Genomic DNA, 24814 nt, shown 5'->3' on the forward strand with positions numbered 1-24814 from the left:
GGAGAAACATGCCTTATGCAGCGTTAAAATCTGTGGCATCTTATGTGCCTAAGGCTTGTGTGGAAAATAGCGCGTTTGAACCCCTTTTGGATACTAGTGATGAGTGGATTCAGAAGCGGACAGGTATAAAGACTCGCTATTTTGCCACCTCTGAGGAAAAGAGTAGTGATTTGGGCGTGCTGGCTGCTAAAGAGGCGATTGTGCGCGCAAGAATCAGTAAAGAGGACATCGATTTAGTTTTGGTGGGCACTTTGAGCCCGGATTACATGTGCATGCCTTCTACTGCCTGTGTGTTGGCAGCAAAATTGGGGCTGGATAGCACGCCTAGCATGGACATCATTGCCGCTTGTAGCGGTTTTATTTATCTCTTAGCCACAGCTAAAGCTTTCATAGAGAGTGGCATGTATAAACACATTCTCATCGTAGGAGCGGAGTGTTGTAGTAGTGTTTTAGATTTTGAGGATCGGAGCACTTGTGTGCTCTTTGGAGATGGAGCTGGGGCGTGTGTGGTGGGGAGCACAGAGAACATTAAAGAGAGTATTTTAGATGTCAAGATTGCAGCTAATGGTCATCACGCAAATTATCTCTACACCCCGCGTACGCTTAAATCCAGCGTGTTTATCCCAGAAGAAGGCCCCCCTAAGCAAACCTTGCACATGAAGGGCAACGAAGTTTTTAAACTGGCTATCAAAACCCTTTTAAAGGATGTAGAAGACATTTTGGAAGCCAATGCTATCCGCCCTGAAGAGATCGCTTATTTCATCCCCCATCAAGCAAATCTGCGCATCATTCAAGCGGTGCAAAGTCATCTGTCTTTTAGTGAAGAACAGGTAGTTCTCACGGTGCAAAAATACGGCAATACTTCAGCTGCTAGTATTCCTATGGCTATTGATGAAGTTTACAAACAAGGGCGACTTAAAAAAGGCGATCTGATGTTATTGGATGCTTTTGGTGGGGGGCTCACTTGGGGTTCAGCTTTGGTATATTATGGTGGCGATCAAGCTTAGTTTTAGCCAGAGGGCGTTAAAATTGAAACTTTTGAAAGGATAACATGACAGTTGTAAGACTTACACGCACAGGGCGCAAAAAAAAGCCTTTTTACCGGGTAGTTGTAACGGATTCTAGAAAAAAACGCGATGGAGGTTGGATTGAATCCATCGGGTATTATAACCCTTTAAGCCATCCAAAAGTGGTACAAATTGACCATGCGCGCCTAGATTACTGGAAAAGTGTAGGAGCTAAAATGAGTGAAAGAGTTGCCAAACTTGCAGAGGTTTCTAAGGCGTAGATGTCTGAAGAGGTCTGTGTAGAAAATTTTCTTTTGGAGTATTGCAAGAAGATTGTAACTTATCCACAAATTGTGGAAGTGCGTTCAAGATTGCTTGAGGATGACCCTCATACTAAGGAAATTGCCATCTACACAAGCCCTGTGGATATGGGAAGAGTGATTGGCAAGGAAGGCAAGATGGTGAGCGCGCTCAAGGCCTTTATCTCTGGCATGAAAGCCAAGAATGGCTTGAGCTATAAACTCGTTGTGCTCGCCTCTGAGAACCCTTATGTACTTTAAAAGATCCATCTTTAAGATTTGATGTTTGCGATAGAGGATTTGGTTGTCATAGGGCGTTTGGGAAGAGCTGTGGGTTTGTCTGGGGGTTTGAAGTTTATCCTAGAGGGTGATTTTGTAGAGACTCTAGCGTGTGGTGCTTGCGTACACCTTTATCAAGAGAGTGCATTGGGGCAACTGACCATGTCTTTGCATGTCGCTCGTTTTGAGCCAAAGAAGAGTTTGATTTTCTTTGAAGAAGTCCAAACCCTAGAAAAAGCTAAAGAGTTGACTAATCTTGTGGTAGCTATGACTCAAGAGGAAAGTTTGAAGCGTTGTGCCCTGCAAGAGGGTGAATTTCTCTACTTTCAACTGCTAGGTTTAGAGGTTGTCGAGGGAGGGGTTAGCTTGGGACAGGTGGTGCGTATCGAGCGTTTAGCCAATACAGACTATCTTTTTGTCCAAAACCCACAAAAACTCTTTTTGATTCCCTATATTCCACATTATATCCAACAAACTGACCTGCAAACCAAACGCATTTATACACACAATGCGAGCGGTCTTCTTGAAGAGAGTTGATGCGCTTTAGCTTTTTGACTCTTTTTCCTCATTTGGTGAGCTTTTATTTTGAAGACTCCATCTTGAAGCGGGCCCTAGATAAGGGAGTTTTCAGCGTAGACATCCACAACATGCGGGATTTTTCTCCTCATAAGTTTCAAAGAGCAGATTTTGCACTGATAGGTGGAGGTGCAGGCCAAATTTTGGATCCCTACATGGTAGAAAATGCCCTTAATGCCGTGCGCTCCAAAACAACACGGACAATCTTTTTAAGCCCCAGTGGTAAACGCTTTTGTCAACAGGATGCAAAGCGTTTAGCCCATGAACAACACTTGGCTTTAGTTTGTGGCCGTTACGATGGCTTTGATGAGCGACTCATTGAGATACATGCCGATGAAGTCTTAAGTATTGGGGATTTCGTACTCACAGGGGGGGAGCTTGCGAGTTTATGTTTGTGCGATAGCGTGGCGCGTCAACTAGAGGGCACTTTGGGTAATGCTACCTCTTTAGAGCAAGAAAGTTTTGAGGATTATCTCTTAGAAGCACCTAATTTTGCCCGCACCCCTTTGCTTAAAACTCCTAGTTGTGCGCATATCCCTAGTATTTCAGAGTATTCAAAGGGAGATCATGGCAGAATCAAGAATCTTATGTGCGATTTATCCATGGACAAGACGCAGTTTCACGCTCCTAGTTTCTATGCTTTGAATCGTTCGTTGCGAAATTTTAGCCATTGAAAGGGCATATTATGAAAAACCGCTACATCCAACATTTTGAGGATTCCCAAATCAAGAATCAACCTCCTGTTTTTAAGGCTGGCGATACTATTAGGTTAGGTATTCGTATTCAAGAGGGTGATAAAGTGCGTACACAAAATTTTGAAGGTGTGTGTATCAGCTTGCGAGGGGCGGGTGTGGATAGGACTTTTTGCGTGCGCAAAATCGGCGCAAATGGTGTAGGTGTAGAAAGGATTTTCCCCCTTTATTCAGAAAGCCTAGCGAGCATCGAGGTTTTGCGCATTGGGCGTGTGCGCCGCGCTAAACTTTACTATCTACGCCACCGCAAGGGCAAGGCCGCTAGAATTAAGGAAGTGCGTAAAAAAGAGCTCGCCTAGTTCTTACTTTTTCAGAGCTTTGGTGGGTTTTGGAAATGTTGCAAGAGGGGGATATTAAAGCTCTAGTTTCTGCTAAGTGATTGGGGTAGAGCAAGAGAGGTTGTTGATGCGCGCTATTTGAGGGGTGAGGTGTGTCCGTACAGACTATTCTGTCTTTCTTCATGATTTAAAAAATTCGTGTATTTGATTTGCAGAGATATGCACGCAACCACCAATAACTTTTAGAGGTCTGAAGTTGATTTCAGTTGCGTCTTGAGAAGATATTCTTGTTTCAATTTTTTTAGCTTTGGGACTTGGATAGAGATAATAGTTGTAAAAACAGACGCTGTCTGATATGTCTTTTTGATAATAATCATGGTAGCACGCTATGAGATAGGCAACAAAAAGTTTTGAGGCTTTAAATTGTTGTTTAGCTTTTGAAGGTGTTCTTTATGGCAACTTGATTTGATTTCGCACAAATACGCAGAAATGCTACCCTCTTTTTGGTTAAATTTAAAGAGAACACTATCACAACAACAATCTGTTGCGTAATTTTCCCCTGTAAAGAATTTAATGCTATGTTTTATCTCATCCTGTTTCAAGATAAACACAGAATCATTACGCCCAAAATAAAAATGTATCTGTTTAATACAACTTTCTGTGTGTTTTTCACATATTCTAAAACAATCTCCCCTGCGTGTAATTTTTAAATCCTGATGAATAGTCTGTTCTATTTCTTTAAACTCCTTAGCGGTCATGGAAGCTTCTCGTATTTTTGACAACATGCGCATAGATCAAGCTTTCATTCTCATTTTGCCTTGTGGTAGGAGCATCAAAGGTTTGTATGAAAATTCCCTGTTCTTGGGTAATATCCACAGCCTCGAGAGTGTTTTGCTTCTTAATGGTCTTAGTAACATAGGCCTTAACACGATGGGCATCTAGGCCGTATTCTTGGGTATAGCCTTGCTTTTCCAAGCTTTCTATTTGTGTCTCATTGAGATTTTTTAGCATGATACAATTGCTCAATTCGCGCACAATATAATCGCTGTGCGTGGTGATAAACACCTTAATCCCTGCATTTACTAACAAGGCTAGCAAACGCGCCACTAAAATTTGGTTATTGGGGTGGAGGTTGAGCTCTGGTTCATCGATCATCAAAATATCATTTTTTTGCGCCATATGCAAAATATAGTAATGGAGCATGAGTAAAGAGCGCGCAGAACTAGAGACGACTTCAAGAGCATAGGCAGATTTAGAGCTTTTGGGTTGGAAAAGCAATCCAAAATCCGTTATTTTATACTTACCCCCTACAAGTTTGCCCAAAATATCTAAGATAGGTTTATAGCATTCCTTATGTTGTTTGAAGAAACTATCTTGTTTGCTAATTTGTTTCAGCTCCCTAATGAAGTTAATGTTATCTCTAACGGGCTTAGGGTAAATTTGTTTTCTCTGATCGGTTTTTCGATGTATTTCAAATAAATCAAGAATATCTAATTTATCACCCTTGAGTATTTGTTGCACAGCCTCGAGCTTATTGATTTTGACAAAATCTAACTCCTCTTGAAAAATTGAAGCCCCCGTTCTTTCTACACTGAGAATAAAGGGGTTGGGCATGAGAATAGCGATGAGGCCATCCACTAAATAATCCCGATATTTTGCGCCATCTAAATGCTTTGGAATGCTGATTTTAAAACCCTCATCATTAAGTTCATATTCTATTCCATACAGATTTTCATCCCTATCTTTCAAGCGTTGCACTGCCTTTTTAATTTCCTCTAAAGAGACATTGTAAGAAACATGAAACTCTGTTGTTGCAAAATCTCCGCTACTGCCTGCCATCACTTGACTAAGCACATCTTGAGCATAAAAGCAAGTTTTCTGATACAAATGTTTTTGAAATTCTGCGTTCATTTCTGCATAACTATATTGTTGATAACTATTAGTTATCTCAAAAATACCCCTTCGTCCCCCTCTAGTTCTGCCTAAAAAATTATTACTGAGGAAATGCATAAAATCCAAATATCCATAAAGACCATAGGCTGCATAGGTTTTTCCGGTGTTGTTTTCTCCACAAATTAAAGTCAAATCTCCTATTTCTAAATCCGCCCTATGAAGAGTTCCGATATTTTTTAGCTCGATTTTCACACATGCCCTTTTTAGATATGATATTCTAAGATTTAGAACTCTTTACATTATAGCAAAGCGTGCAAAGTGGTAAAAAGATCGTGCATGTGCGTCCCTATATAAACAAGACGGAACGTAGCTTAGAGGGCATGGGCGCTCTACTCCTAATAAGTAGGAGTCTAGGGCTGTAACTGGGGTTTTAATATCTTAAATGCTCCAGAGGCGGGCATTGAGCTTTAGCAAGGGTCAAGTGTAGCTTGTCTGCTTAGTCAATTGGGCTTTAACGCTCCCCTAAAATTATGACGCTTTAAATCCTATCATCTAAACTTTGCGCCCCAGCGAGGCCGACTGCAACTCACTAAATATCCTCTTTTTAAAAAGCTTGATTCGTTCCTAACTTAGGGTGCTCGTGATCAAACGCCAACTATTCACACCACCATTTAAAAAGGTCTTAATATCAAAGACTCCGTAATCATTCCAAAAATGCCAGTTTTTGGGACCTAAACTTATAGCAAGGTTGCGATAGGTGCGGTAATCCCGCTCATATTGATTTAAGCGTTTTTGTTCTTTGTCTTCAAAGCCATACTCTTTTGCTAAATAAGGCTGGGTGGCTAGGTATTCCAACAGATCGGGCAAGGCTTGATAATGCCGATAAGACACTGCCATTTTAAGCCATTTGATGTTTTGGTCGAAGGCATTAAAGTAAAGTTGCATGATTTCTGGCTTAGATTTGCCCTCCATAAGAGAGAGTATAAGTGGATTAAATCCATGTGTATCATGCTCAAGCACAAGTTGCCTTGCACAAAGCCCACTCCCTAGAGCAATTCCATTTTTATAGGCTTGGATAGACTTTTTTTCATCTTCTTCGCTCTCATGTCCATCGAAAAATTTGATCCAATTATAAAATCTCCCCAAATAATAGCACCCCATGTAGCAATCTAAATCAATAGCTTTTTGAAACGCCTCTATGGCTTTTTCGACCAAATTTTCATCTCTATAATCTGAATCGCCCTCACTTGCCAACCAGAGCCGATTGACAAATGCCTGCCCTATTTCTGCGTGCGCCTCTATGTCGCCTTGTTTGGCTTGGCGTTTTAATAATTCCACCGCCTTTTTGTAATACTCGTAAGACTTGGCTTTAGAACCCTCAGAGGTCTCGCCAAAATTATTATATTGGCGGTATAATTCGCCCAAATGGCGGTAAGCGCGCCCCTCTCCTAACTCCCCTGCTTTTTCAAAAAGTTCTTTTGCCTTTTGTTGGCAATCTTGCACCTTTTTATTGGCAAACACATGGCAGTGCTCTAAAAATTCCTCATAGCTACCCACATCAGCATCGATTTCATCATCGCAATTTGCAAGTCCTTTTTCTACAGCCACCCCCTCTAAAACTTCCCCGCTATTATACTCCAACACCTGAGTACCCCCATTTTCCATGTAGAGTTTTCCTAGCTCCACCATCGCCTGCACTGAGCCTAACTCAATGGCTTTTTCAAAACAACGCATCGCCACATTATTATCAGGGACAAGCACAATGCCTTCTGCGCTCATCTTGCCTAATTCTAACCACGCGCTGGCACTCCCCAAGTCTTTAGCTTTCATGTAATCTTGAAAAGCTTGCAGAGTGTTAGACCCGTATTTCCATAGGGGTTTGACTTGTGGGGTGTCGTCATTAGTGGACATAGTGTTTTGAGCTTGTGCTTTGGGGGTTTCTTGGGTAGAGTTTTGCTCTGCTTTGTTTTCAAACCAAGCTTGGTGGTTGGCTTGGAGCACTTCTAGCAACACCTCTAAATCCTCCAAAGGTTTAGCTAGTCCTTTAATATGCTCTAAAGTTGGTGCACTTTCTTGAGGATTATTTAATGCGCCAAGATGGGTGTTGATTTTAACCTTGACTTTTTTAAATTGCATAAGAGAATCCTCTAAGTCTGGATCGTCCTCTGCATTTTGGTGGTAAGCCTCCTCTAGGACTTTGTTAAAGGCGTTGAGCGTGTCTAAGAGTTGGTTAAACTTGGTGCCAAGATCGTTAATTTCCTCTTGGAGGGCATTTATACCCCCCCCCCCCGCAACATCCTCTACTAGAGAAGAAAACAAGCGGTGTGCGCGTTTGGTGGCTTTAAGTTGTTGGCTTAACTGGCTGTGGGCGTGCTGCATAAAAACTCCTTGTGATTGAATAAAGGGGTATGATAACATGCAAATATAAATTTTAAAGTGATGTTTGGTGTGATTTTAGGAATCGATGAGGCGGGGCGGGGGTGCTGGTGCGGCTCTTTGTTTGTAGCAGGAGTGAGCTGTGATCAGAATGTAGCGAGCGCGTTTGTGCGCTTAGGACTTAAAGAGAGTAAACAGCTAAGTAGGACTAAACGCTTTGAATTTGCCACACAAATTAGCCAAGATACACGCATTACTAGCGTGGTGGTGAGCAAAAGCGCGCCAGAGATCGATCACAAGGGTTTGAGCGTGTGCATGCAAGAGGCGATCACAGAGATTGTTTCAAAATTGCCCACCATCAAGCATGTACGCCTAGATGGGAACACTCTTTTTAAATTAGAGTTTGCGCATTTAGAGAGCTTTGAAGCCATTATTAAGGGAGATGATAAAATCCCTCAAATTGCGATGGCCTCCATCTTGGCTAAGGTACATAAAGATCGAGAGATGTTAGTCTTGGATGAACGCTACCCAGAGTATGGCTTTGCTAAACATTGTGGCTATGGCACGCGCACGCACGCCCTAGCCATTGCCAAATACGGACTAATTCAAGAACACCGCAAAAGCTTCAAGATTCCTAATCAGAACCGCTTATATTGAAACTCTCTCTACTGCCAAGGCTTGTTCTACTTCTAGCTTGGCTTTTTCTAGCGTTTTTATGGCTTGGGCGCGCAAGGTGAAGCTAGCTTTTAACTTTTGGGCGATGTGTTCTTGCATGTTTAAGGGCAAAAGGGGGATGATCACATTTGCAATTTTTTGGGTGCTCCAATGGGCGATGATCGAGCCTATGCTATCTCTTTGGGCTTGTAGCTGTGTGCTCTGGTGATTGAGAATGAGGGCGAGATAATGCGGGTTGATTTTTATCTTATCCTTGATGGCAAGGCGCAAAATTGCCCCGCTTAGCACCACTTCTAGGTTATGGGGCATGCAGTAAGCAATCCCAAGACTCCCATCTTTGCTTAAGAGCACTTCCTCTTTTTGGGGGTAGAGGGGTTCTAAATCTGGGCTAGGGCTTAAGAACACTTCCACAGGGCTAATCCCAAAGGGGCTAAGATTGCTCACCCGCACAAAGGGCACGCCTTTATCTTTATAAGCCCCACTGCCCGGCTCAATAGATTTTTTGATCTCCACCAACTCTTTGAGCCGCGCATGGGGGTGCTCTTTGATGAGAGCTTCATTGTGTTCGTACTTTTCTTGGTAATACTCTGCATCCAGCCGCCCAGTGGTTTTTAAACTCTCTTTGAGAGTCTTAATGCTGTAGTTTTTAGGCGCGCTTAGGGCTTCTATCAGCGCATTTTGCGCGCATTGATACGCCAACTTGGCGCGTTTTAACAGGGCTTTAATGCGGGTTAAATCAAGGGTTACCCCCCCCCCCCCCCAGTTAGGGCGTGCTCGAGCTTGGCTTTGGCTTTTTGGAGCTCTTCTTTGGCTTGGGCGCGCAAGGTGAAGCTAGTTTGAAGCTGTTTAGCGATGTGTTCTTGAGTGGGGGTGGGGATTTTGGGAACAAGAATATTTTGCATATCCGCATAGGATAAATTGGTTTGCACGCCTCCCGTGCCTATGCGCTCAAATTGCAATCTCCCCATCACAGAATTAAGGTAAAGGGCTAAAACTTCAGGGATAAAGTTTTTAACTCTAATTTTTAAAATCCTTTGGTTAAGCATGGCTTCGATTTCTGTATGCACCACACAAGCCAAGCCAATACTGCCTGACATCGATATGAGTAAGTCCCCTTCCTTTAGTTTGTCTTTTGGGCTCAACTCCTTAGCTTGAGCGGGTAAGTAGATCACATTTTGGGTATCTAGGGCGTTTCTCTTAATATTGTTGATTCGGATTAGCATTATGGCGTTGGGTTGCTGTTGCTCTAAATAATCCGTGCTTTTAAAGGCAAAACCACTAGAATACTCACGCACTAAATCCTTAAGGGGGACAACCCCATAAGAATAGCTCTTTAAACAAACTTCTAGCCTCCCATACTTTTCTTGGTAATACTCTGCATCCAGCCGCCCGGTAGTGCCTAAACTTTGTTTGAGGGTTTTAATGCTATGGGTCTTTTGGTTTAAAAGCAAGGTTTCTAGCAAGAGCCACTGGGCTAAACGCTCTAAATGGCGGGCGTGTTTTAGATGGGCTCTGACTTTGTTAAAGACCTCCCTTTGGAGTTGTTTGGAGGTTACCCCCCCCCCCCCCCAGTTAGGGCGTGCTCAGTTGTTGCGCGCGCTTGGGTGAGCAGGTCTTTAGCTTCTTGGCGGTGCTTTAAGCTCTCTTGTAAAAGCGTGGCGATGTGTTCTTGAGTGGGGGTGGGGATTTTGGGGATCAACACGCTTTGTAAGGCACTCTTGGAGATGGCGCATAGGATTGTTCCGCTGGAGAATTTGGCTAAGTAGGTTTGGAACAGCGGGGATTTAAAGAGGGTTAAAAGGGTTTCAGGGTTAAAGTGCCTTGAGCGCAGGATAAAAAAGCCCGTAGAAACCACGCAGGGGCTTAAGTTAGGTGGAATAAGGGCGCAAGCGCTCAAGCTCCCAGCCACACTAGAAAGCAAGACATCCCCACTTTGAGCAAGCCGCCTTGCCCGGGTGGGCAGGTGTGCGCCTAGTGCCTCTGTGTGGGTTGCAATATTGCCATAGTTGCCAATATGGGCGAGTTCAACATAGCGGTAGGTTGTATTGGGCTGGGGTTCAAAGGGGGCATCGCAAATTTCGCTCTCTGTCAGGGTGCAAACCCCGCCCGAATAATTTTTAATCAAGTCCTCTATTTGGGCGTATTTGTGTTGGTAAAACTCCGCATCGAGTCGCCCTGTGCTTAAAAAACTCTCTTTGAGGGTTTTAATGCTGTGTTCTGTAAGCGGGGCACTGGGCAGCGCGCCTAATTCTTGCTCTAATAGCCCTTGGGCTTCTTTATAAAGGCTCTTGCTCTGTTCTAGGGCGTGGTGGGCACTCTGCACTAGCTGGGCGATGTGTTCTTGGAAGGGGAGGGGGAGAAGGGGGATTTTACAATTAAGCACATCTCTATCTAAAATGGCAGGATACATAGACGCTGTGTTTGCCCGCACCATTTGAGTAATAAAAAAATTTGTTTTGCAAAAGACATATAAAAACTCAGGGATAAGCTCTTGACTCGCCACTCTTAAGACACAAAACCCACTTGTTCCTACAAGCCTTTTTGGTCGTGTAATCAACGCCACAGCATTACGATTAGGACGCACCAAAGACACGCATACATCGTTTTTTTGCAAAACATAGGTAGCCCTATCTGGGATTTGCTTAAAGTCAATTTCCATTGTGGGGTAGGTAAGCCCATTACTCAAATCAATGTCGCTAATTTGCAAGTAGTGAAAATTCTTATTAAGTTTAAAGCTTTTAATGTTGGCAATTTTGGGGCTGACAAAATCGCCGATAGTGTAGGGGCTTTGCACTTTCTCGCCATTCTCCACCCACTCCCCCTTAAAATATTCCGCGTCCATGCGCTTGGTGGGGTTGTCGTGTAAAACATCGCTTAACTTTAAAACACTGATCTCCAAATGGGGGTATTTTTGGGCTAGGGACATTTGCTTCCTTAAAAATTTAAATTTTGTCTTGACTCTATCTGATTTATATTTGTATTTTACATTTGACTTGTATTTATTAAATATTTTTGTGTTAAAATGCAGGTCATTTATAGGCGGGCCTTTACCGCCACAACTCCAACTTGGCATTTTGACATTTCTAGGTAGATCCTTTTCCACCACCCGCATAATTTACAAGCTCAGGCGCAAAACTTCTTAGCAGATCATCTAAAAACAATACGATTTTATCAGGTTGCAGGGCAATATACAGCTCTTGGGGTTTTTCTTTTTACTCAGTTTGGTTGTGCTTATCTGTGTGTTTGTCGGCTGTGATTTTGGCAGTTAGTCTAGGGTCGCCTTTGGGGGTGCATTTATAAAGGTTTTCAAAGTGAAACGCCCGGTTTCTTAGATTGCGTAAGAGTTGTAAGAGTAAGTCAGCTTTTTCATAGCGTCTTGGATGGGCGTTTTCGCGGAGGATATGGTCTGTGTGGCTAAAACGATTTTTATTCTTGCGGTAATACTTTTTAAAGTCTAGGTCATCTAAAAAACTTGGATTAAAAATTTGGTCATAAATTCTAAAATACTCCACCACTTTAAGCCAAAAGCCCATGCTTTGTTTGGAAATTAACGCATCTTTATGTGTAGAAATGCCGCCTAGCACTTCAATATCTTCAGGCAAGCACTGCCACCAATCCCACTTTCTCTAAGAGTACAGAGTCTATTTGGTTGCGGATCACCACTTCTAAAATGCCTATTTTGTGGCTTATACGCCCAATGAGCGAGAAGTTAGCTTCATGCTCAACTGGGCTGGTATAACCTCTTAAACGCGGGGTTGAAAAAAGCTTTTCTTGGGTGTCTTCTTGCATGGTTTCCTTAATATGTCGAAAAAAGCGCAAAATTTCGACATATTATAGCGATATGTCGAAAAAGTGTGTTTCACCCAATTAGCTCTTGAGATAAAATCCTAAAAAGGGCTACATTGACAAAATATTTATCCCTACCTTTTTTGATGCTATGCAATATTTTTAAGTTTTCGCATTCTTTAAGGTAAGTGGATGCTGTTTGTCTGTGGATGTTTAAGCGGCTTTCTAAGAATTCAATCTTGGTATAAGGGTGGGAAAATAGAATTTCAATTAAATCCTTGCTGTAAATCTTAGACGCGCGCTTTTGTAAGATTTGCTGATATGTCCGCATGGCTTGCTGGATTTTTTGAACCCTATGAATCGTTGCCTGCGCACTTTTAGCCACCCCCTCTAAGATGTAAGCCACCCATGCGCTAAAATCCCCGCTTTGGCTCACTTGGGCTAAAAGTTCATAATAGCGATCTTTGGTTTTAATGATATACGCGCTCAAATACAAAATGGGCAAATCCAGCAAACCCTGATGTGTGAGATACAGCACATTTAAAATCCGCCCACACCGCCCATTGCCATCATAAAAGGGGTGAATCGCCTCAAACTGGTAATGGAGGATGGCTAGTTTAATGAGGGGGTCTAAAAAGTCTAGGTCCTCATTGATATAGCGTTCTAAATTGCCCATTAATCTTAAAATATCCTCTTTATTTTGGGGCGGGATGTATTTGATCTGTCCTGTAAGAGGATTTTTAAGCATTGTGCCTTTTTGGGTTCTAAAGCCGGCATCATTGCCTTCTAACTCCTGATGGATTTCTAAAAGGTGCTTGTTACGCAAAAGTTTTTCTTTTTTGATAAGCGTAAATCCTGTTTTAAGGGCTTGGGCGTAGTTTTGGACTTCTTTGGCATTTTTGGTCATCTTGCTAGGTTCCACTTGGGCTAAAAAGAGTTCATCATGGGTGGTGATGATATTTTCAATCGCGCTTGATTCTTTAGCCTCTTGCAAGACCAAAGAGTTAATTAAGATATTTTGATTGGGGATGATTTTAGCCACACCCTTAAGCTCACCTAGCTTTGCATGCGCTTTGACCAAGAGTTGATAAATGCGCGCATTTGGGGTGAAATTAGGGGGTAATTCTTTGGGGATAAATTCTTTTATTTCCAAAAGCTCAAGCCCTCAAGCTTAGCAAACTCAATAAAGGCCTCAGCGATGCCCTCACGGGTTAATCCCTCGTGATTAAACAAGTCGTGTTTGATAATCAAATGCCCGTGTTGGTCTAAAAGCGGGCGGGTGTGTTGGGTGGCACTTTGCATGGTGGCTTGTTTTTGTTGCTCGGGTTTGAGGGCTTTATGCGCCTCGTGGCTGATTTTACGCCCCTCAAATTCTATAAAATTTGCCGCCTCTAGGCTGGGGTAGGTGGTATAAAAGTCCTCTAGGCTTAATTCTTCTGTGCTGGTGTGCCCCCCTGTGGTGCGCTCAATTTTGACAAACTCTTGTTGGACATAGATTTTATCCCCTGAATTGTCCTTGCTGGGTTCTTGCATGGTGGCAAAAAAGATATTGTAATCCTCTTGGTAAGGACATAAGACCTCGTCCCATTTTTGCACGAATAAAACGCTGGTTTTTGTGCCTGTGTGGGGCTTAAAGACATTGGGGTGCAAGCCCACTACGGCTAAAATGCGCGCATGGTGAGAGATGAACTCGCGGATATACTGGTCGCTGGCGTTGTTAAAACGCCCTTGGGGCAACACGATTGCCATGCGCCCCCCGGGCTTGAGTAAATTTAAATTGCGTTCAATAAAGAGCACATCGCGCGTTACTGTGGGTTGTTCTTTGATTTTAATCTTCTTATAACCCTCTTTGGTGCGGACTAAAGGCGTGGGGCTATGCAACATCTGCATATAATCCGCATCTTCTGATAACGCCTCAAGCTCCTCTGTAGGCTCTTTGATCTTTTCTAAATGCACACTCTGGCGCAGGGTGTAATGTTCTAAAATCCCGCTCTCTTTGATATTGCCCGCAAAGGGCGGATTAGCCATCACAATATCAAATGCAAAAGTTTTATAACTGCGTTTGTAATCGTCTATATCCTGCTCTGTTCCTGGCAATTTTTTTACAAGGTTTTCAAAATTCTTATTAAAAGCTTTGGTCGCCTTATCGATCTCCTTTTGGGCATGCCATTTGGTAAAATCTAGGGAATTGAGCTTAAAGACATTACTATGCCCATCTCCGGCGATGAGGTTGAGCATTTTAGAAATTCTCGTGGTGCGGGGGTCAAAGTCAATCGCAAAGACATGATTTTTGACATAATCGATCGCTCTAGGGTGTCTTTCTTCTGCGCTGAACATTTCATTTTCAGGCAAGCCCTCTGCTTTGTAAATCTGCTTCCACACATAAAAACAGGTGTGGATGGGAAAGCCACAGCTCCCACTAGCCGGATCGATCATGCTCTCATTGGGTTTGGGGTTGAGCATTTTAACACACATATCAATCACATAACGGGGGGTGAAAAACTGCCCCTTTTCGCCCTTAGAATCTTTATTGGCCAAGTATTCAAAGGCATCATCAATCACTTCTAAATTAGAGTTAAAAAATTTGCATTTTTGCAAACTGCCCACACAGATAGCCAAATGATCAGAGGTTAGGGCAATCTTGCTCTCTTTGGGGAAAATACCCTGCCATTTGTCATGTTCTTTAGCTTGGGTAAAAAGCTCTTGAAGACGCTTATGTAAGGCCTCATTGCTTTCATCTCTTAGGGCAAATTCTAAGGGGTGCATGCTTGTATAGAGGGCTAAGAGTTTTTCTTGATCGGCCCCTTGCGCCTCTAGGTCTTGGTATTTTCTGATCTTGTCTTTGTCGTAGCGGTAGGCTTGTAATTCGTCATAAAGCTTGGTAAAAATGAGTTTAAAGACTTCCTCAAAGGCATTTTCTCCACTATTAGCCAGAACATCATCTTCAATCAAGAGAATTTTATCTTTGAGACTCACGCGATCGTTGCGCAAGATGTCTTGTTTTTGCAAGTCCATATAAGTAAAACGCTCGCTAGAAACATCTTGGATACTTTGATGCACTCTTGGCAAATGCCATAGTTCGATAAAAGTATTGGGGTCTTTGCGTTGCAACACGACTAAGGCATTACCATTACACCACACACACAAAGGCGCGCCAGTGGCATGGGCATAGCTCTTAGCTTGGGCGACCCCCTCTTTAAATTGCGGGCTTTTAAGTTCGGCGACAATATACGCGTTCTGCAGACTTTCATCTAACACCACCACATCGGCGCGGTTATTGCTAGATCGCCCAAAATTGATCGCATATTCCACACGGATACGCTCTAAGGGATAGCCATATTCTTTAACCAACTGCTTGATAAAAAGCTGGCGGATTGCCTCTTCAGGCTTGAGCGCGATTTCTTGATCGCGCACTAAACAGCGTATTTTGTAGGTGGGATTGCCCTTTTTCTCGCTCTTGGTGATGCGCGCTTCTAGGTCGTTTAAGACTTGCTCAGAAAAACATTGTATTTTGGAAGTGTTGAGGATTTGATCTAGTTTGCTTGTGGGGTGCAGGGAAAGAAATTGAGTACGCACTAAAACTCCATCTTTGGGCATGTTGTGAAGGTTAAAAGGTGCGATTATAGCATGTTCGTGACACACACTCCACAGCAAAGGCTCCACCGCCTAGGCGGTGGATTATAGTTTAAACTTTAGTGATTTTTACGGCACACTTTTTATAGTCTGTTTGTTTAGAGAGTGGACAGGTTGCATCTAAGCATACCTTATTAATAAAGACATTTTCATCAAACCAAGGCACATAAACTAAACCTACTGGAGGCGTATTACGCCCATGCATGTCTACGCGTGCCTTGACTTTGCCTCGTCGCGATTCAATCCACACCGCATCACCTTGATTAACTCCAAGTTTTTTGCCATCCTCTTCGTGCATGTAACATAAGGCTTCAGGTACAGCTCTAAAGAGTTCGGGCACGCGCATGGTCATCGTACCGCTATGCCAATGTTCCAAAACTCGCCCCGTTGCTAACCAAAAAGGGTACTCTCTATCGGGGCGTTCAGGAGCTTTCATAAAAGGTCTAAAGAAAATTTTGGCTTTATTTTCTAAGCTCTTAGGCGTGTTGCCTGTAGGGGCTTTAAGATTCCCGCTTACAAGCTTTTTGCCCGCTTTGCCATAAAAGGCAAAATCACTATCTGGGGCAGCCTTTTTGGCATAATAGTCGTATTGCGTGTTGAAGCGCCAACGAGTTTCTTTACCATTGACTACAGGCCAACGCAAGCCTCTGGCGTAGTGGTAGGCATCAAAATAGGCCAAATCATGTCCATGACCTACCCCAAATTTGCGATACTCTTCCCAAAGATATTTTTGGATGAAGAATCCATAACCTTTAAAGGGTTTGCCATCACTACCCACGACATGGCGCTTATCCCCATGCATCTCGGAATTAGGCGCACCTTTGGCGATGGGATCGGTGCTTTTATAGCGTTTGGCATATTTGTTGGCAAAGAGCACATCATAGAGTGTATCAGTGTCTTTATAGCCCATCTTACGCGCTTGAGCCAAGACATTGGGCAAAGTGAGCTTGTCATCAACCTTTTGCTCTTTCCAAACATCTTTAAGCTTGAAGCGTTTGGCAAATTCTAAAATCTGCCAAGTGTCGCTCATAGCGTGCCCAACTGGAGTAACCTGCTGTTTCCAGTGTTGGCTTCTGCGTTCCGCATTCCCATAAGCCCCCCATTTTTCATAAATCATCGCACTAGGCAAGATCAAATCCGCTACTTTGGCACTAATGCCCGGATAGCAGTCGCTCACCACGATGAAATTATCCATCTCCCTGGCAGACTTGATCCAGTGGTTGGCATTAGCGGTATTTTGCCAAGGATTGTTGACCTGCACCCAAATAAATTTGACTTTAGCGTCTTCGAGCGCGCGCATCATCGCCACGAAATGGTAACCCGGTTTGGGATTAATAGTGCCATGAGGTACATGCCAAAGTTTTTCAGCAGTCTTGACATGTTCTGGATTTGTAACCACCATGTCTGCAGGTAGGCGGTGGGCAAAAGTGCCCACCTCTCTAGCTGTACCGCACGCGCTAGGCTGACCAGTCAATGAAAAAGCTCCACAACCCGGTTTGGCTTGTTTGCCTAACAAAAAGTGCACCATGTAGGCCTGTTCATTGACCCATGATCCTCTTGTGTGTTGGTTAAAGCCCATGGTCCAAAAGCTCACCACCTTGCGATCTTTTTCAATATAGAGTTTGGCTAATTGTTGTAATTTATGTGCAAAAACCTCTAAGGATTCGTTGGCATCCCCCTTAGCCACTTTAGCAACATATTCTAAAGTATAGGGTTCAAGGGCTTCCTTAAATTGTGCAAAGGTGATCTCCCAATGCTTGCCCACTTCATTTTGGTGCTCCATTTTTAATACATCGCCCGCTTTAACTCCCAAGTGCTTAAGAGCGATCGCCTCTTCTTCATCTAGAGTGATCGCATTTTGTTTTTCTACGGTGTCTTTTTCACTGGGTCTAAAACCCGGATGACTGGGATCTGAGCGCATACCATAGCCAATGTCTGCATAGCCGGTAGCAAAGACAATATGCTTATTGATAAAATCTTGATCGATGGCCTCTGGGTGGTTATAGACAATTTCCCTAGCAATGTAATTCCAAATCGCTAAATCGGTATTGGGAGTGAAGATAATCTCCATGTCCGCTACGCTAGAAGTGCGGTTAGAAAAGGTAGTCAAATTAACTACTTTGACCTTATCTGCGTTATTAAGTTTATGATCGCTCACCCTAGACCATAAAATGGGGTGCATCTCGGCCATATTCGCCCCCCAAGTGATAATAGTATCGGTAGCTTCAATGTCATCATAGCACCCACTAGGCTCATCAATCCCAAAGGTTTGCATAAAGCCCACAACCGCGCTAGCCATACAATGACGCGCATTAGGATCGATATTATTGCTTCTAAAACCCGCCTTAACCAGTTTGCTGGCCGCGTAACCCTCTTGAATTGTGTATTGTCCACTTCCAAAGATTCCTACCCCAGTTACACCTAATTCTTGATAATACTTTCTAAATTGTTTCTCCATTTCATCAAAGGCGCGTTGCCAAGAAACTTGTTTAAATTTGCCCTTTTTATCGAATTCGCCTTTTTCATTCACACGCAAAAGTGGTTCTACAAGCCGGTCAGCCCCGTACATGATTTTGGAGTTAAAATAGCCTTTGATGCAGTTTAAACCCTTATTAACAGGTGCAAGAGGATCACCCTTAGTAGCTACAATCTTGTCATCTTTGGTCGCGACCATAATTCCACAACCCGTGCCACAGAAGCGACACACTGCTTTATCCCATTTCCAGCCCGCTTGAGCCTGTTCTGCCTTAGCGGCCAAATTCGGAGGCGTGAGTAATCCCGCACTGCCCAAAGCAGAAGTGATTGCTACGGATCTTAAAAACTCGCGTCTAGAGTTGTCTTGTATGTTGTGGTTATGCGATTGATTTGTCATAGGATACTCCTTGGTAAGTAGATGCAAAACTTGTCTTCTAAAAAGACCATCTATTAATAAATGGTCAACTATTATAGTTATTTTTCATCAATTTTTGGTTATGATCGCGAGCATCACGGCTTTTAAATCAATGGAGATACAAAAAAATGGGGAATCACTATGGACATTTGACTGGCAACAGACACAGATTATCACCTTCTATGCGCAAATGGAGTGGTTTTGTGTGGCTGTTGGGGATTGTGTTAGGAGTATTATTTGCCATGGAGGTCTTCTCTGTCAAAACCCATCAAGGATGGGTGGAACATTTGGATACAATGGTAATTGCTTGGGTGCGCGCCCATCCTGTTCCTATAATAGAAAATAGCTACACTAAGTTTATTAGCATAATCACTTTCTGTGCAAAATCTAAGTTCACTTTGAGTTTGGCGGCACTTGTGGGACTCTTTTATATTTTTGTCAAAAAAAACAGAGTTTTAGGCTTGGGGTTTTTTTTAAGCATTGTCTTGGGCGAGTCTGCATTAAAGGCTATGAAACTTTGGATTGCACGCCCTCGTCCAGAAACTAATGGCGAGCTGGTTTTTGCACACGGGTTTAGTTATCCAAGTGGGCACGCTTTAGCTGCAAGCCTATTCTATGGTTCACTATTATTGCTAGCGTGCATGAGTACTATGAAAGCTAGTACAAAATGGGTTTGGGGCATTGTCTTGTTTTTATGGATTTGGTTTATGATGTACACACGCGTGTACTTGGGCGTGCATTACCCTACAGATGTCTTAGGAGGCTTTTTAATGGGTATGGCTTGGGCTTGCTGTTCTATGGGGCTATATGCGGGATGGTTAAAAAACGCTAGATGAGTATTAGGATAGTGCGTGGATTTTAAGGGTTTATTCCAACAGATCATCGATCTTTTTGCTCGGCTTAATAAGGCACAAAAGATCACCATCGTTACAGCTTTCGTATTGGTGGTGGCCTTTCTTATATTCTTACTTGTCTACCCCACTAAGGGAAACAACGATCTTTCTAGCTATGGCGTGCTCTTTGAGGGGATGGACAATAGCGACAATGCCTTAGTACTGCAGTATTTACAACAAAAGCAAATCCCCTATAAAATTCCCAAAGATGATACGATCTTAATTCCCAAAGATCGTATTTATGAGGAACGCATCGCGCTCGCCTCTCAAGGTATCCCTAAAACTAGCAAAGTGGGCTATGAAATCTTTGATACTAAGGATTTTGGCGCAACCGACTTTGATCAAAATATCAAGTATTTACGCGCTACAGAGGGGGAACTTAGCCGCACCATTGAGAGCTTAACCCCTATTGATAAGGCCAGCGTACACATCGCCATCCCTAAAGATAGCGTCTTTGTGAGTCGGGAAATTCCTCCCACCGCTTCGGTTATGCTCAAGATCAAGCCCAATATGCGCCTCTTACCCAAGCAGATTCTAGGGATTAAAAACCTTATTGCTGCCTCTGTGCCTAAGCTCACCGTGGACAATGTCAAGCTGGTCAATGAAAATGGCGAACCTTTGGGTGAAGATGATGAATTAGATACTACTAAAGAGTTAGCCCAAGCTCAACTGCATTATAAGCAGAATTTTGAAAACTTGCTAGAAAGCAAAATTTCAAATATCCTAGCCCCTATTGTAGGGGGGCGCGATAAAGTCGTAGCTAAGGTAAGTGCAGAATTTGACTTTAGCCAAAAAAAGAGCACCAAAGAAACCTTTGATCCAAATAATGTCGTGCGTAGCGAACAGAATATGGAAGAAAAGAGGGAGGGCTATCCTAAAAAACAAGTAGGTGGTGTACCCGGTGTGGTGAGCAATATCGGGCCTGTGCAGGGCATTGCTAATGACCAACTGCGTGAAAAATACGAAAAATCCACTAACACTACCAATTACGAAGTGGGTAAAACGGTTAGCGAAATCAAGGGCGAGTTTGGGGTACTCACCCGCTTAAATGCGGCTGTTGTAGTGGATGGGCGTTATAAAAAGGTGGATAAAAATGGAACAGAAACCATTGAATACATTCCTTTGAGCCAAGAGGAGATGGACAAAATTAACAATTTGGTCAGACAGGCTATTGGCTATAATCAAAGTCGAGGCGATGCAGTGGCGGTGAGTAATTTTGAGTTTAATGCTAAAACGGCCAAATACATACCTATAACCGCTTATGAGCGATTCGTAAATACCACAGAGAGATACTTGGGGCCCTTCTCCTCACTATTTAAATACCTCATTATTGGATTGATCCTTTATGTATTTTATAAGAAGGTTATCACTCCTTTCAGCCAACGCATGCTGGAAATCCATCCTGATGAAGAGGAAAAAGTACAATCTCTTTTTGCTTTAGATGAAGACGATGATGAAGAGATTGATCGCTTTGGAGAAATGCGCAAAAAGGTGGAGGACCAACTAGGCTTAAGTGCGAGTTTTAATGAAGAAGATGTGAAGTATGATATTATGTTAGAGCGCGTCAAAAACGCGCTCAAAGAGAAGCCCGAAGAAGTAGCCTCTTTGTTTAAATTGTTGATTAAAGATGAGGTGGCGATCACTACCACAAAAGGAAACTAGATGGCAAAGCTAACCCCCAGACAAAAGACTCAACTAGATGAATTTACCATGTCTGAAAAGTTGGCAATCTTGCTCATTCAAGTGGGAGAAGAGGCTACAGCGGGGATTTTGCGCCACTTAGATGTAGATTCTATTACAGAAATTAGTAAGCAAATCGTGCAGCTCAATGGCACAGATAAAGCTGTGGGTGCGGCGGTTTTAGAAGAATTTTTTGTTATTTTACAATCCAACCAATATATCAATAGCGGGGGGCTAGAATACGCCAGAGAACTCTTAATTAAAGCCTTAGGTCCAGAGCAGGCTAAGATCATTTTAGAGAAACTTAGCCGCTCCTTACAAACACAAAAGAACTTTGCTTATTTGGGGCGCATCAAACCTCAACAACTGGCTGATTTTATCATCAACGAACACCCCCAGACCATCGCCCTTATTCTAGCCCATATGGAATCTCCCAACGCGGCTGAAACTCTAAGCTTTTTTCCCGATGACATGAAAGCGGAAGTGAGCATTAGAATGGCGAGTTTGGGAGATATTTCTCCTCAAGTGGTTAAAAGAGTTTCCACCGTTTTAGAGAATAAGTTAGAGGCCCTCACTAGCTACAAGGTAGAAGTAGGTGGCACGCGCGCTGTGGCTGAAATATTTAACCGCTTAGGTCAAAAAGCGGCCAAAACCACCCTTGCGCGTATTGAAAATATCGATGCCAAGCTGGCCAATGACATTAAAGAAATGATGTTCACTTTTGAAGACATTAGCGGACTTGATAACTTTGCTATCCGCGAAATCCTCAAAGTGGCGGATAAAAAAGACCTTACTTTAGCACTCAAAACCTCCACTGAGGAACTTAAGGCGAAATTTTTAAGCAATATGAGTAGCCGCGCGAGCGAGCAATTCATTGAGGAAATGGCGTATTTGGGCGCGGTGAAAATTAAAGATGTGGAATCAGCCCAGCGCAAGATCATTGAGATTGTCCAGTCTCTAGCAGAGAAGGGTATTATCCAAATGGGTGGAGAAGAAGATATTGTTGAATAATTTCAGTGAAGAAAACCTGATCGCTAAAGATGATCTTTCTAAGCACACCATCGCACGCTACGAGTTTAAATCCATCGCCGACTTTGCTCCTGAGCCAGAGCCTGAGAGTAACATGCCACGCAACACACCCCCCCCACCCCCAGAGCCCACCGCCGAACTCACGCGCTCCATCCAGTTAGAAAATGAGTTAGTAGAATGCCTGCTTAAAAAGACTGATGAGCTCTCCAGCCATTTGGCCAAACTCCAGATGCAATTTGAAAAGAGCCAAGAGGAAAACCAAGCTCTTTTAGCACAAACAAGAGAGGATAGTTATAAGCTGGGTTTTAAAGAGGGGGAGCAAAAGGCTAGGGACGAATTGAGCGCGAGCATTGACATGGAAAAAAAACATCTCTTGCAATCTCTAAGTAGCATTGATCAGCAAATGCAGCAATCCCAAAGCCATTTAGAAACCCTAGAAAAGGAGCTTAGCGCGATCGCCGTAGAGATCGCCAAAGAGGTCATTGTAAAAGAGGTGGAGGAAAAAAGCCAAGAGGTCGCTTTGGCCTTAGCCAAACAGCTTTTACAAAATATCATGGACGCGACTGATATTTGCCTTAAGGTCAATACCCTAGATTATCCCTATCTCTCTCAACACCTCAAAGACATGCCCAAAATCAAGCTAGAACCCAATGATGCGATCGCTAAAGGTGGGGTGCTCATTAGCAGTTCGCATGGAAATATCGATGGGAATTTGATGGCACGCTATAAAAATCTCAAAGAGAGTGTGCTTGATAATTTAAAGGTGTAAAATGGAAGCATTGATAGGTATGCAAGATTTCAATGTTTATGGGCAGGAGAGCGCGTATTTAGAGAAAGTATGTGCCTCATTAAGAGATCGCATTTTAGAAGTGGTCAGCGCAAAGGGGGGGCATTTGAGCTCTTCACTAGGCGCGACAGAACTCATTGTAGGTCTGCATAGCGTCTTTAACAAGGACAAACACCCCTTTATTTTTGACACCAGCCACCAAGCCTACGCGCACAAACTTCTCACCGGGCGTTTTGAAGTCTTTGACACCTTGCGCCAATTCAATGGAGTCAGTGGATTTTGCCGTCCTAGCGAATCTATTTATGACTACTTCATTGCCGGGCATAGCTCTACAGCGATCTCTGTGGGCGTGGGCGTGGCTAAGGCGTACGCGCTCTTGGGAAAGAGCGAAGTACCCGTTGTGGTGGTGGGCGATGGGAGCTTGAGCGCGGGGCTGGCTTATGAAGCCCTGAATGAACTAGGCGATCGCAAATACCCGCTTGTGATTCTGCTCAATGATAATGAAATGAGCATTTCTCAGCCCATTGGGGCGATTAGCAACGCCCTCTCTCAGTTGATGGCGCGCCCGCTTTATCAATCGTTTCGCGACAAGGTCAAGAGTGTTTTAAAGAGCATGCCTGAGGGGGTGAATTACTTAGCCAACCGCCTAGAAGAATCCTTTAAGCTCATCACTCCGGGGATTTTCTTTGAAGAGCTGGGTATTAGCTACATGGGCCCTCTTGATGGGCATGACTTAGAAGCTATTGTGCAAGCCCTCAAACTGGCAAAAGAGACCAAAGTACCTCTACTCATCCACGCTCAAACCACCAAAGGCAAGGGCTATAAGATCGCCGAGGGGCCTTATGAAAAATGGCATGGCGTGGGGCCTTTTGATCTGGCCACTGGCTTGCCCACAAAACCCAAGAGCTCTAAACTCAGCCCTACAGAAGTATACGCCCAAACCTTACTCACATGCGCAACTGAGGATGCAAAGATCGTAGGGGTAACTGCGGCTATGCCCGGGGGCACGGGGCTAGGCAAACTCATAGACACTTACCCTACGCGCTTTTGGGATGTAGGCATTGCCGAACAACATGGGGTAACCTCTATGGCAGCACTGGCTAAAGAGGGCTTTAAACCCTTTGTGAGCATTTATTCTACCTTCTTGCAACGCGCCTTTGATCAAATCGTGCACGATGTGGCGATCATGTCCCTACCTGTGAAATTTGCCATCGATCGCGCCGGCATTGTGGGTGAAGATGGCGAAACCCATCAGGGTTTGCTAGACATCGCCTATCTGCGCCCCATTCCCAACATGGTTTTATTGGCCCCTAGAGATAACGCCACTTTAGTGCACGCGATCACCTACGCACGCGATCACCACAGCAGTCCCTGCGCGTTCCGCTACCCGCGCGGGGGTTTCTTGCTTGAAGAGGGGATTTTTGAGGCAAAACCCTATGTTCTTGGGCAATGCGAATTACTCAAATCTGAGGGAGAAATTTTATTTATCGGTTATGGCAATGGACTAGGACGGGCGTATCAAACCCTCAAGCGACTAGAAAACCTAGAAATCGCGCTTTTAGATTTGCGTTTTCTCAAACCCCTTGACCCCGCGCTAAAAGAGATTTTACCCCACTATGCGCGCCTGTATGTCTTTAGCGACTCTTATATCTATGGAGGCGTGGGGAGCGCGCTTTTAGAGTTCTTAGCCCAAATAGGGCATTCCCCCCAAAGCTTTAAAAGCTTTGAAGTCCCCGATCGCTTTATCTTGCATGGAAATACCGCCCTAGTAGAGCAGAGCTTAGGCATCGATCCAGATACTTTAGCCCGTCAAGTCTTGAAAGATTGCAAGGTGTAGTTTCTTCCTACCAACCAGTCTATCAGTCAGCCATTTCTAAAAAACTCCTAGATGCTCTGAGTTTTGCTATAAGAAACGCAGAGCCAACACATGAGGTTCAATATTCAAAAAAATAAAAACTAGAAGAAACAAAAACGAAGGAGG

At 43.6% G+C, this 24814-nt stretch carries 23 protein-coding genes; 12 read left to right on the forward strand and 11 right to left on the reverse strand.

Annotated features, from left to right (window positions below):
• Positions 1 to 8: 8 nt before the first annotated feature.
• The 6 genes from C6H00_RS03705 to rplS are packed head-to-tail and all read left to right on the forward strand — an operon-like array spanning position 9 to position 3212.
• Entirely contained in the window at positions 9 to 1007 is a 999-nt protein-coding gene (locus tag C6H00_RS03705) for a beta-ketoacyl-ACP synthase III (protein WP_104749663.1), read from the forward strand.
• 44 nt (positions 1008 to 1051) lie between these two features.
• Positions 1052 to 1288, forward strand: a complete 237-nt coding sequence (gene rpsP / locus C6H00_RS03710; RefSeq protein ID WP_013468779.1) for a 30S ribosomal protein S16 — start codon at positions 1052 to 1054, stop codon at positions 1286 to 1288.
• Positions 1289 to 1567 (forward strand): KH domain-containing protein, encoded by a 279-nt coding sequence (locus C6H00_RS03715; RefSeq protein WP_104749664.1) that lies wholly within the window; start codon positions 1289 to 1291, stop codon positions 1565 to 1567.
• A gap of 21 nt (positions 1568 to 1588) precedes the next feature.
• On the forward strand, positions 1589 to 2122 hold the full coding sequence (gene rimM, locus C6H00_RS03720) for a ribosome maturation factor RimM (protein ID WP_104749665.1): 534 nt from the start codon (positions 1589 to 1591) through the stop codon (positions 2120 to 2122).
• Positions 2122 to 2835 (forward strand): tRNA (guanosine(37)-N1)-methyltransferase TrmD, encoded by a 714-nt coding sequence (gene trmD, locus C6H00_RS03725; RefSeq protein WP_104749666.1) that lies wholly within the window; start codon positions 2122 to 2124, stop codon positions 2833 to 2835. Before rimM ends, trmD begins: the two co-directional genes overlap by 1 nt.
• 11 nt (positions 2836 to 2846) lie before the next feature.
• The gene (rplS, locus tag C6H00_RS03730; RefSeq protein ID WP_104749667.1) at positions 2847 to 3212 is read left to right on the forward strand and encodes a 50S ribosomal protein L19; all 366 of its coding nucleotides are present in this window, start codon (positions 2847 to 2849) and stop codon (positions 3210 to 3212) included.
• A gap of 365 nt (positions 3213 to 3577) precedes the next feature.
• Here the strand turns inward: rplS and C6H00_RS03735 are convergent, their stop codons facing one another.
• The 3 genes from C6H00_RS03735 to C6H00_RS03745 form a co-directional block, all read right to left on the reverse strand.
• The gene (locus C6H00_RS03735; protein WP_104749668.1) at positions 3578 to 3949 is read right to left on the reverse strand and encodes a hypothetical protein; all 372 of its coding nucleotides are present in this window, start codon (positions 3947 to 3949) and stop codon (positions 3578 to 3580) included.
• On the reverse strand, positions 3939 to 5336 hold the full coding sequence (locus tag C6H00_RS03740; protein ID WP_158655720.1) for an AAA family ATPase: 1398 nt from the start codon (positions 5334 to 5336) through the stop codon (positions 3939 to 3941). The genes C6H00_RS03735 and C6H00_RS03740 overlap by 11 nt, the downstream gene beginning before the upstream one ends.
• A 372-nt stretch (positions 5337 to 5708) precedes the next feature.
• A complete protein-coding gene (locus tag C6H00_RS03745; protein WP_199769159.1) occupies positions 5709 to 7463 on the reverse strand; it encodes a tetratricopeptide repeat protein in 1755 nt (584 codons plus the stop codon).
• A gap of 69 nt (positions 7464 to 7532) precedes the next feature.
• Between C6H00_RS03745 and C6H00_RS03750 the strand changes: the two genes are divergently transcribed.
• On the forward strand, positions 7533 to 8117 hold the full coding sequence (locus C6H00_RS03750; RefSeq protein ID WP_104749754.1) for a ribonuclease HII: 585 nt from the start codon (positions 7533 to 7535) through the stop codon (positions 8115 to 8117).
• Here C6H00_RS03750 and C6H00_RS03755 read toward each other — a convergent pair.
• The 8 genes from C6H00_RS03755 to napA all read right to left on the reverse strand — a co-directional run bounded on the left by C6H00_RS03755 (position 8109) and on the right by napA (position 18426).
• The gene (locus tag C6H00_RS03755; protein ID WP_158655721.1) at positions 8109 to 8834 is read right to left on the reverse strand and encodes a restriction endonuclease subunit S; all 726 of its coding nucleotides are present in this window, start codon (positions 8832 to 8834) and stop codon (positions 8109 to 8111) included. The genes C6H00_RS03750 and C6H00_RS03755 overlap by 9 nt on opposite strands.
• A gap of 44 nt (positions 8835 to 8878) precedes the next feature.
• Positions 8879 to 9586, reverse strand: a complete 708-nt coding sequence (locus tag C6H00_RS03760; RefSeq protein WP_233704395.1) for a restriction endonuclease subunit S — start codon at positions 9584 to 9586, stop codon at positions 8879 to 8881.
• Between the two features lie 101 nt (positions 9587 to 9687).
• Positions 9688 to 11061, reverse strand: a complete 1374-nt coding sequence (locus C6H00_RS03765; protein ID WP_104749672.1) for a restriction endonuclease subunit S — start codon at positions 11059 to 11061, stop codon at positions 9688 to 9690.
• 286 nt (positions 11062 to 11347) lie between these two features.
• On the reverse strand, positions 11348 to 11737 hold the full coding sequence (locus tag C6H00_RS08760) for a hypothetical protein (protein ID WP_233704396.1): 390 nt from the start codon (positions 11735 to 11737) through the stop codon (positions 11348 to 11350).
• Positions 11730 to 11954: a hypothetical protein gene (locus C6H00_RS08765; protein ID WP_233704397.1), complete on the reverse strand. Its 225-nt coding sequence runs from the start codon at positions 11952 to 11954 to the stop codon at positions 11730 to 11732. Before C6H00_RS08765 ends, C6H00_RS08760 begins: the two co-directional genes overlap by 8 nt.
• Before the next feature lie 40 nt (positions 11955 to 11994).
• On the reverse strand, positions 11995 to 13068 hold the full coding sequence (locus tag C6H00_RS03775) for a Fic family protein (RefSeq protein ID WP_104749755.1): 1074 nt from the start codon (positions 13066 to 13068) through the stop codon (positions 11995 to 11997).
• Positions 13065 to 15518 (reverse strand): N-6 DNA methylase, encoded by a 2454-nt coding sequence (locus C6H00_RS03780; protein ID WP_233704398.1) that lies wholly within the window; start codon positions 15516 to 15518, stop codon positions 13065 to 13067. Before C6H00_RS03780 ends, C6H00_RS03775 begins: the two co-directional genes overlap by 4 nt.
• Before the next feature lie 88 nt (positions 15519 to 15606).
• On the reverse strand, positions 15607 to 18426 hold the full coding sequence (napA, locus tag C6H00_RS03785) for a periplasmic nitrate reductase subunit alpha (protein ID WP_104749674.1): 2820 nt from the start codon (positions 18424 to 18426) through the stop codon (positions 15607 to 15609).
• Positions 18427 to 18626: 200 nt separating this feature from the next.
• Between napA and C6H00_RS03790 the strand changes: the two genes are divergently transcribed.
• From C6H00_RS03790 to dxs, 5 genes are read left to right on the forward strand one after another with little or no spacing between them, the layout of a single operon-like run.
• Complete coding sequence (locus C6H00_RS03790) at positions 18627 to 19280, forward strand: phosphatase PAP2 family protein (RefSeq protein WP_104749756.1); 654 nt, start codon at positions 18627 to 18629, stop codon at positions 19278 to 19280.
• A 15-nt stretch (positions 19281 to 19295) separates the two neighbouring features.
• Entirely contained in the window at positions 19296 to 20999 is a 1704-nt protein-coding gene (gene fliF, locus C6H00_RS03795; protein WP_104749675.1) for a flagellar basal-body MS-ring/collar protein FliF, read from the forward strand.
• Complete coding sequence (gene fliG, locus C6H00_RS03800; protein WP_104690004.1) at positions 21000 to 22028, forward strand: flagellar motor switch protein FliG; 1029 nt, start codon at positions 21000 to 21002, stop codon at positions 22026 to 22028.
• Positions 22021 to 22815, forward strand: coding sequence for a flagellar assembly protein FliH (gene fliH / locus C6H00_RS03805; RefSeq protein ID WP_104749676.1), 795 nt, complete (start codon positions 22021 to 22023; stop codon positions 22813 to 22815). The genes fliG and fliH overlap by 8 nt, the downstream gene beginning before the upstream one ends.
• Position 22816: 1 nt before the next feature.
• Positions 22817 to 24670, forward strand: a complete 1854-nt coding sequence (dxs, locus tag C6H00_RS03810; protein WP_407645524.1) for a 1-deoxy-D-xylulose-5-phosphate synthase — start codon at positions 22817 to 22819, stop codon at positions 24668 to 24670.
• Positions 24671 to 24814 lie beyond the last annotated feature (144 nt).

Origin of the sequence: Helicobacter cynogastricus, from assembly GCF_900197855.1 — a bacterium.
In the GTDB taxonomy this organism is placed as follows: domain Bacteria; phylum Campylobacterota; class Campylobacteria; order Campylobacterales; family Helicobacteraceae; genus Helicobacter; species Helicobacter cynogastricus.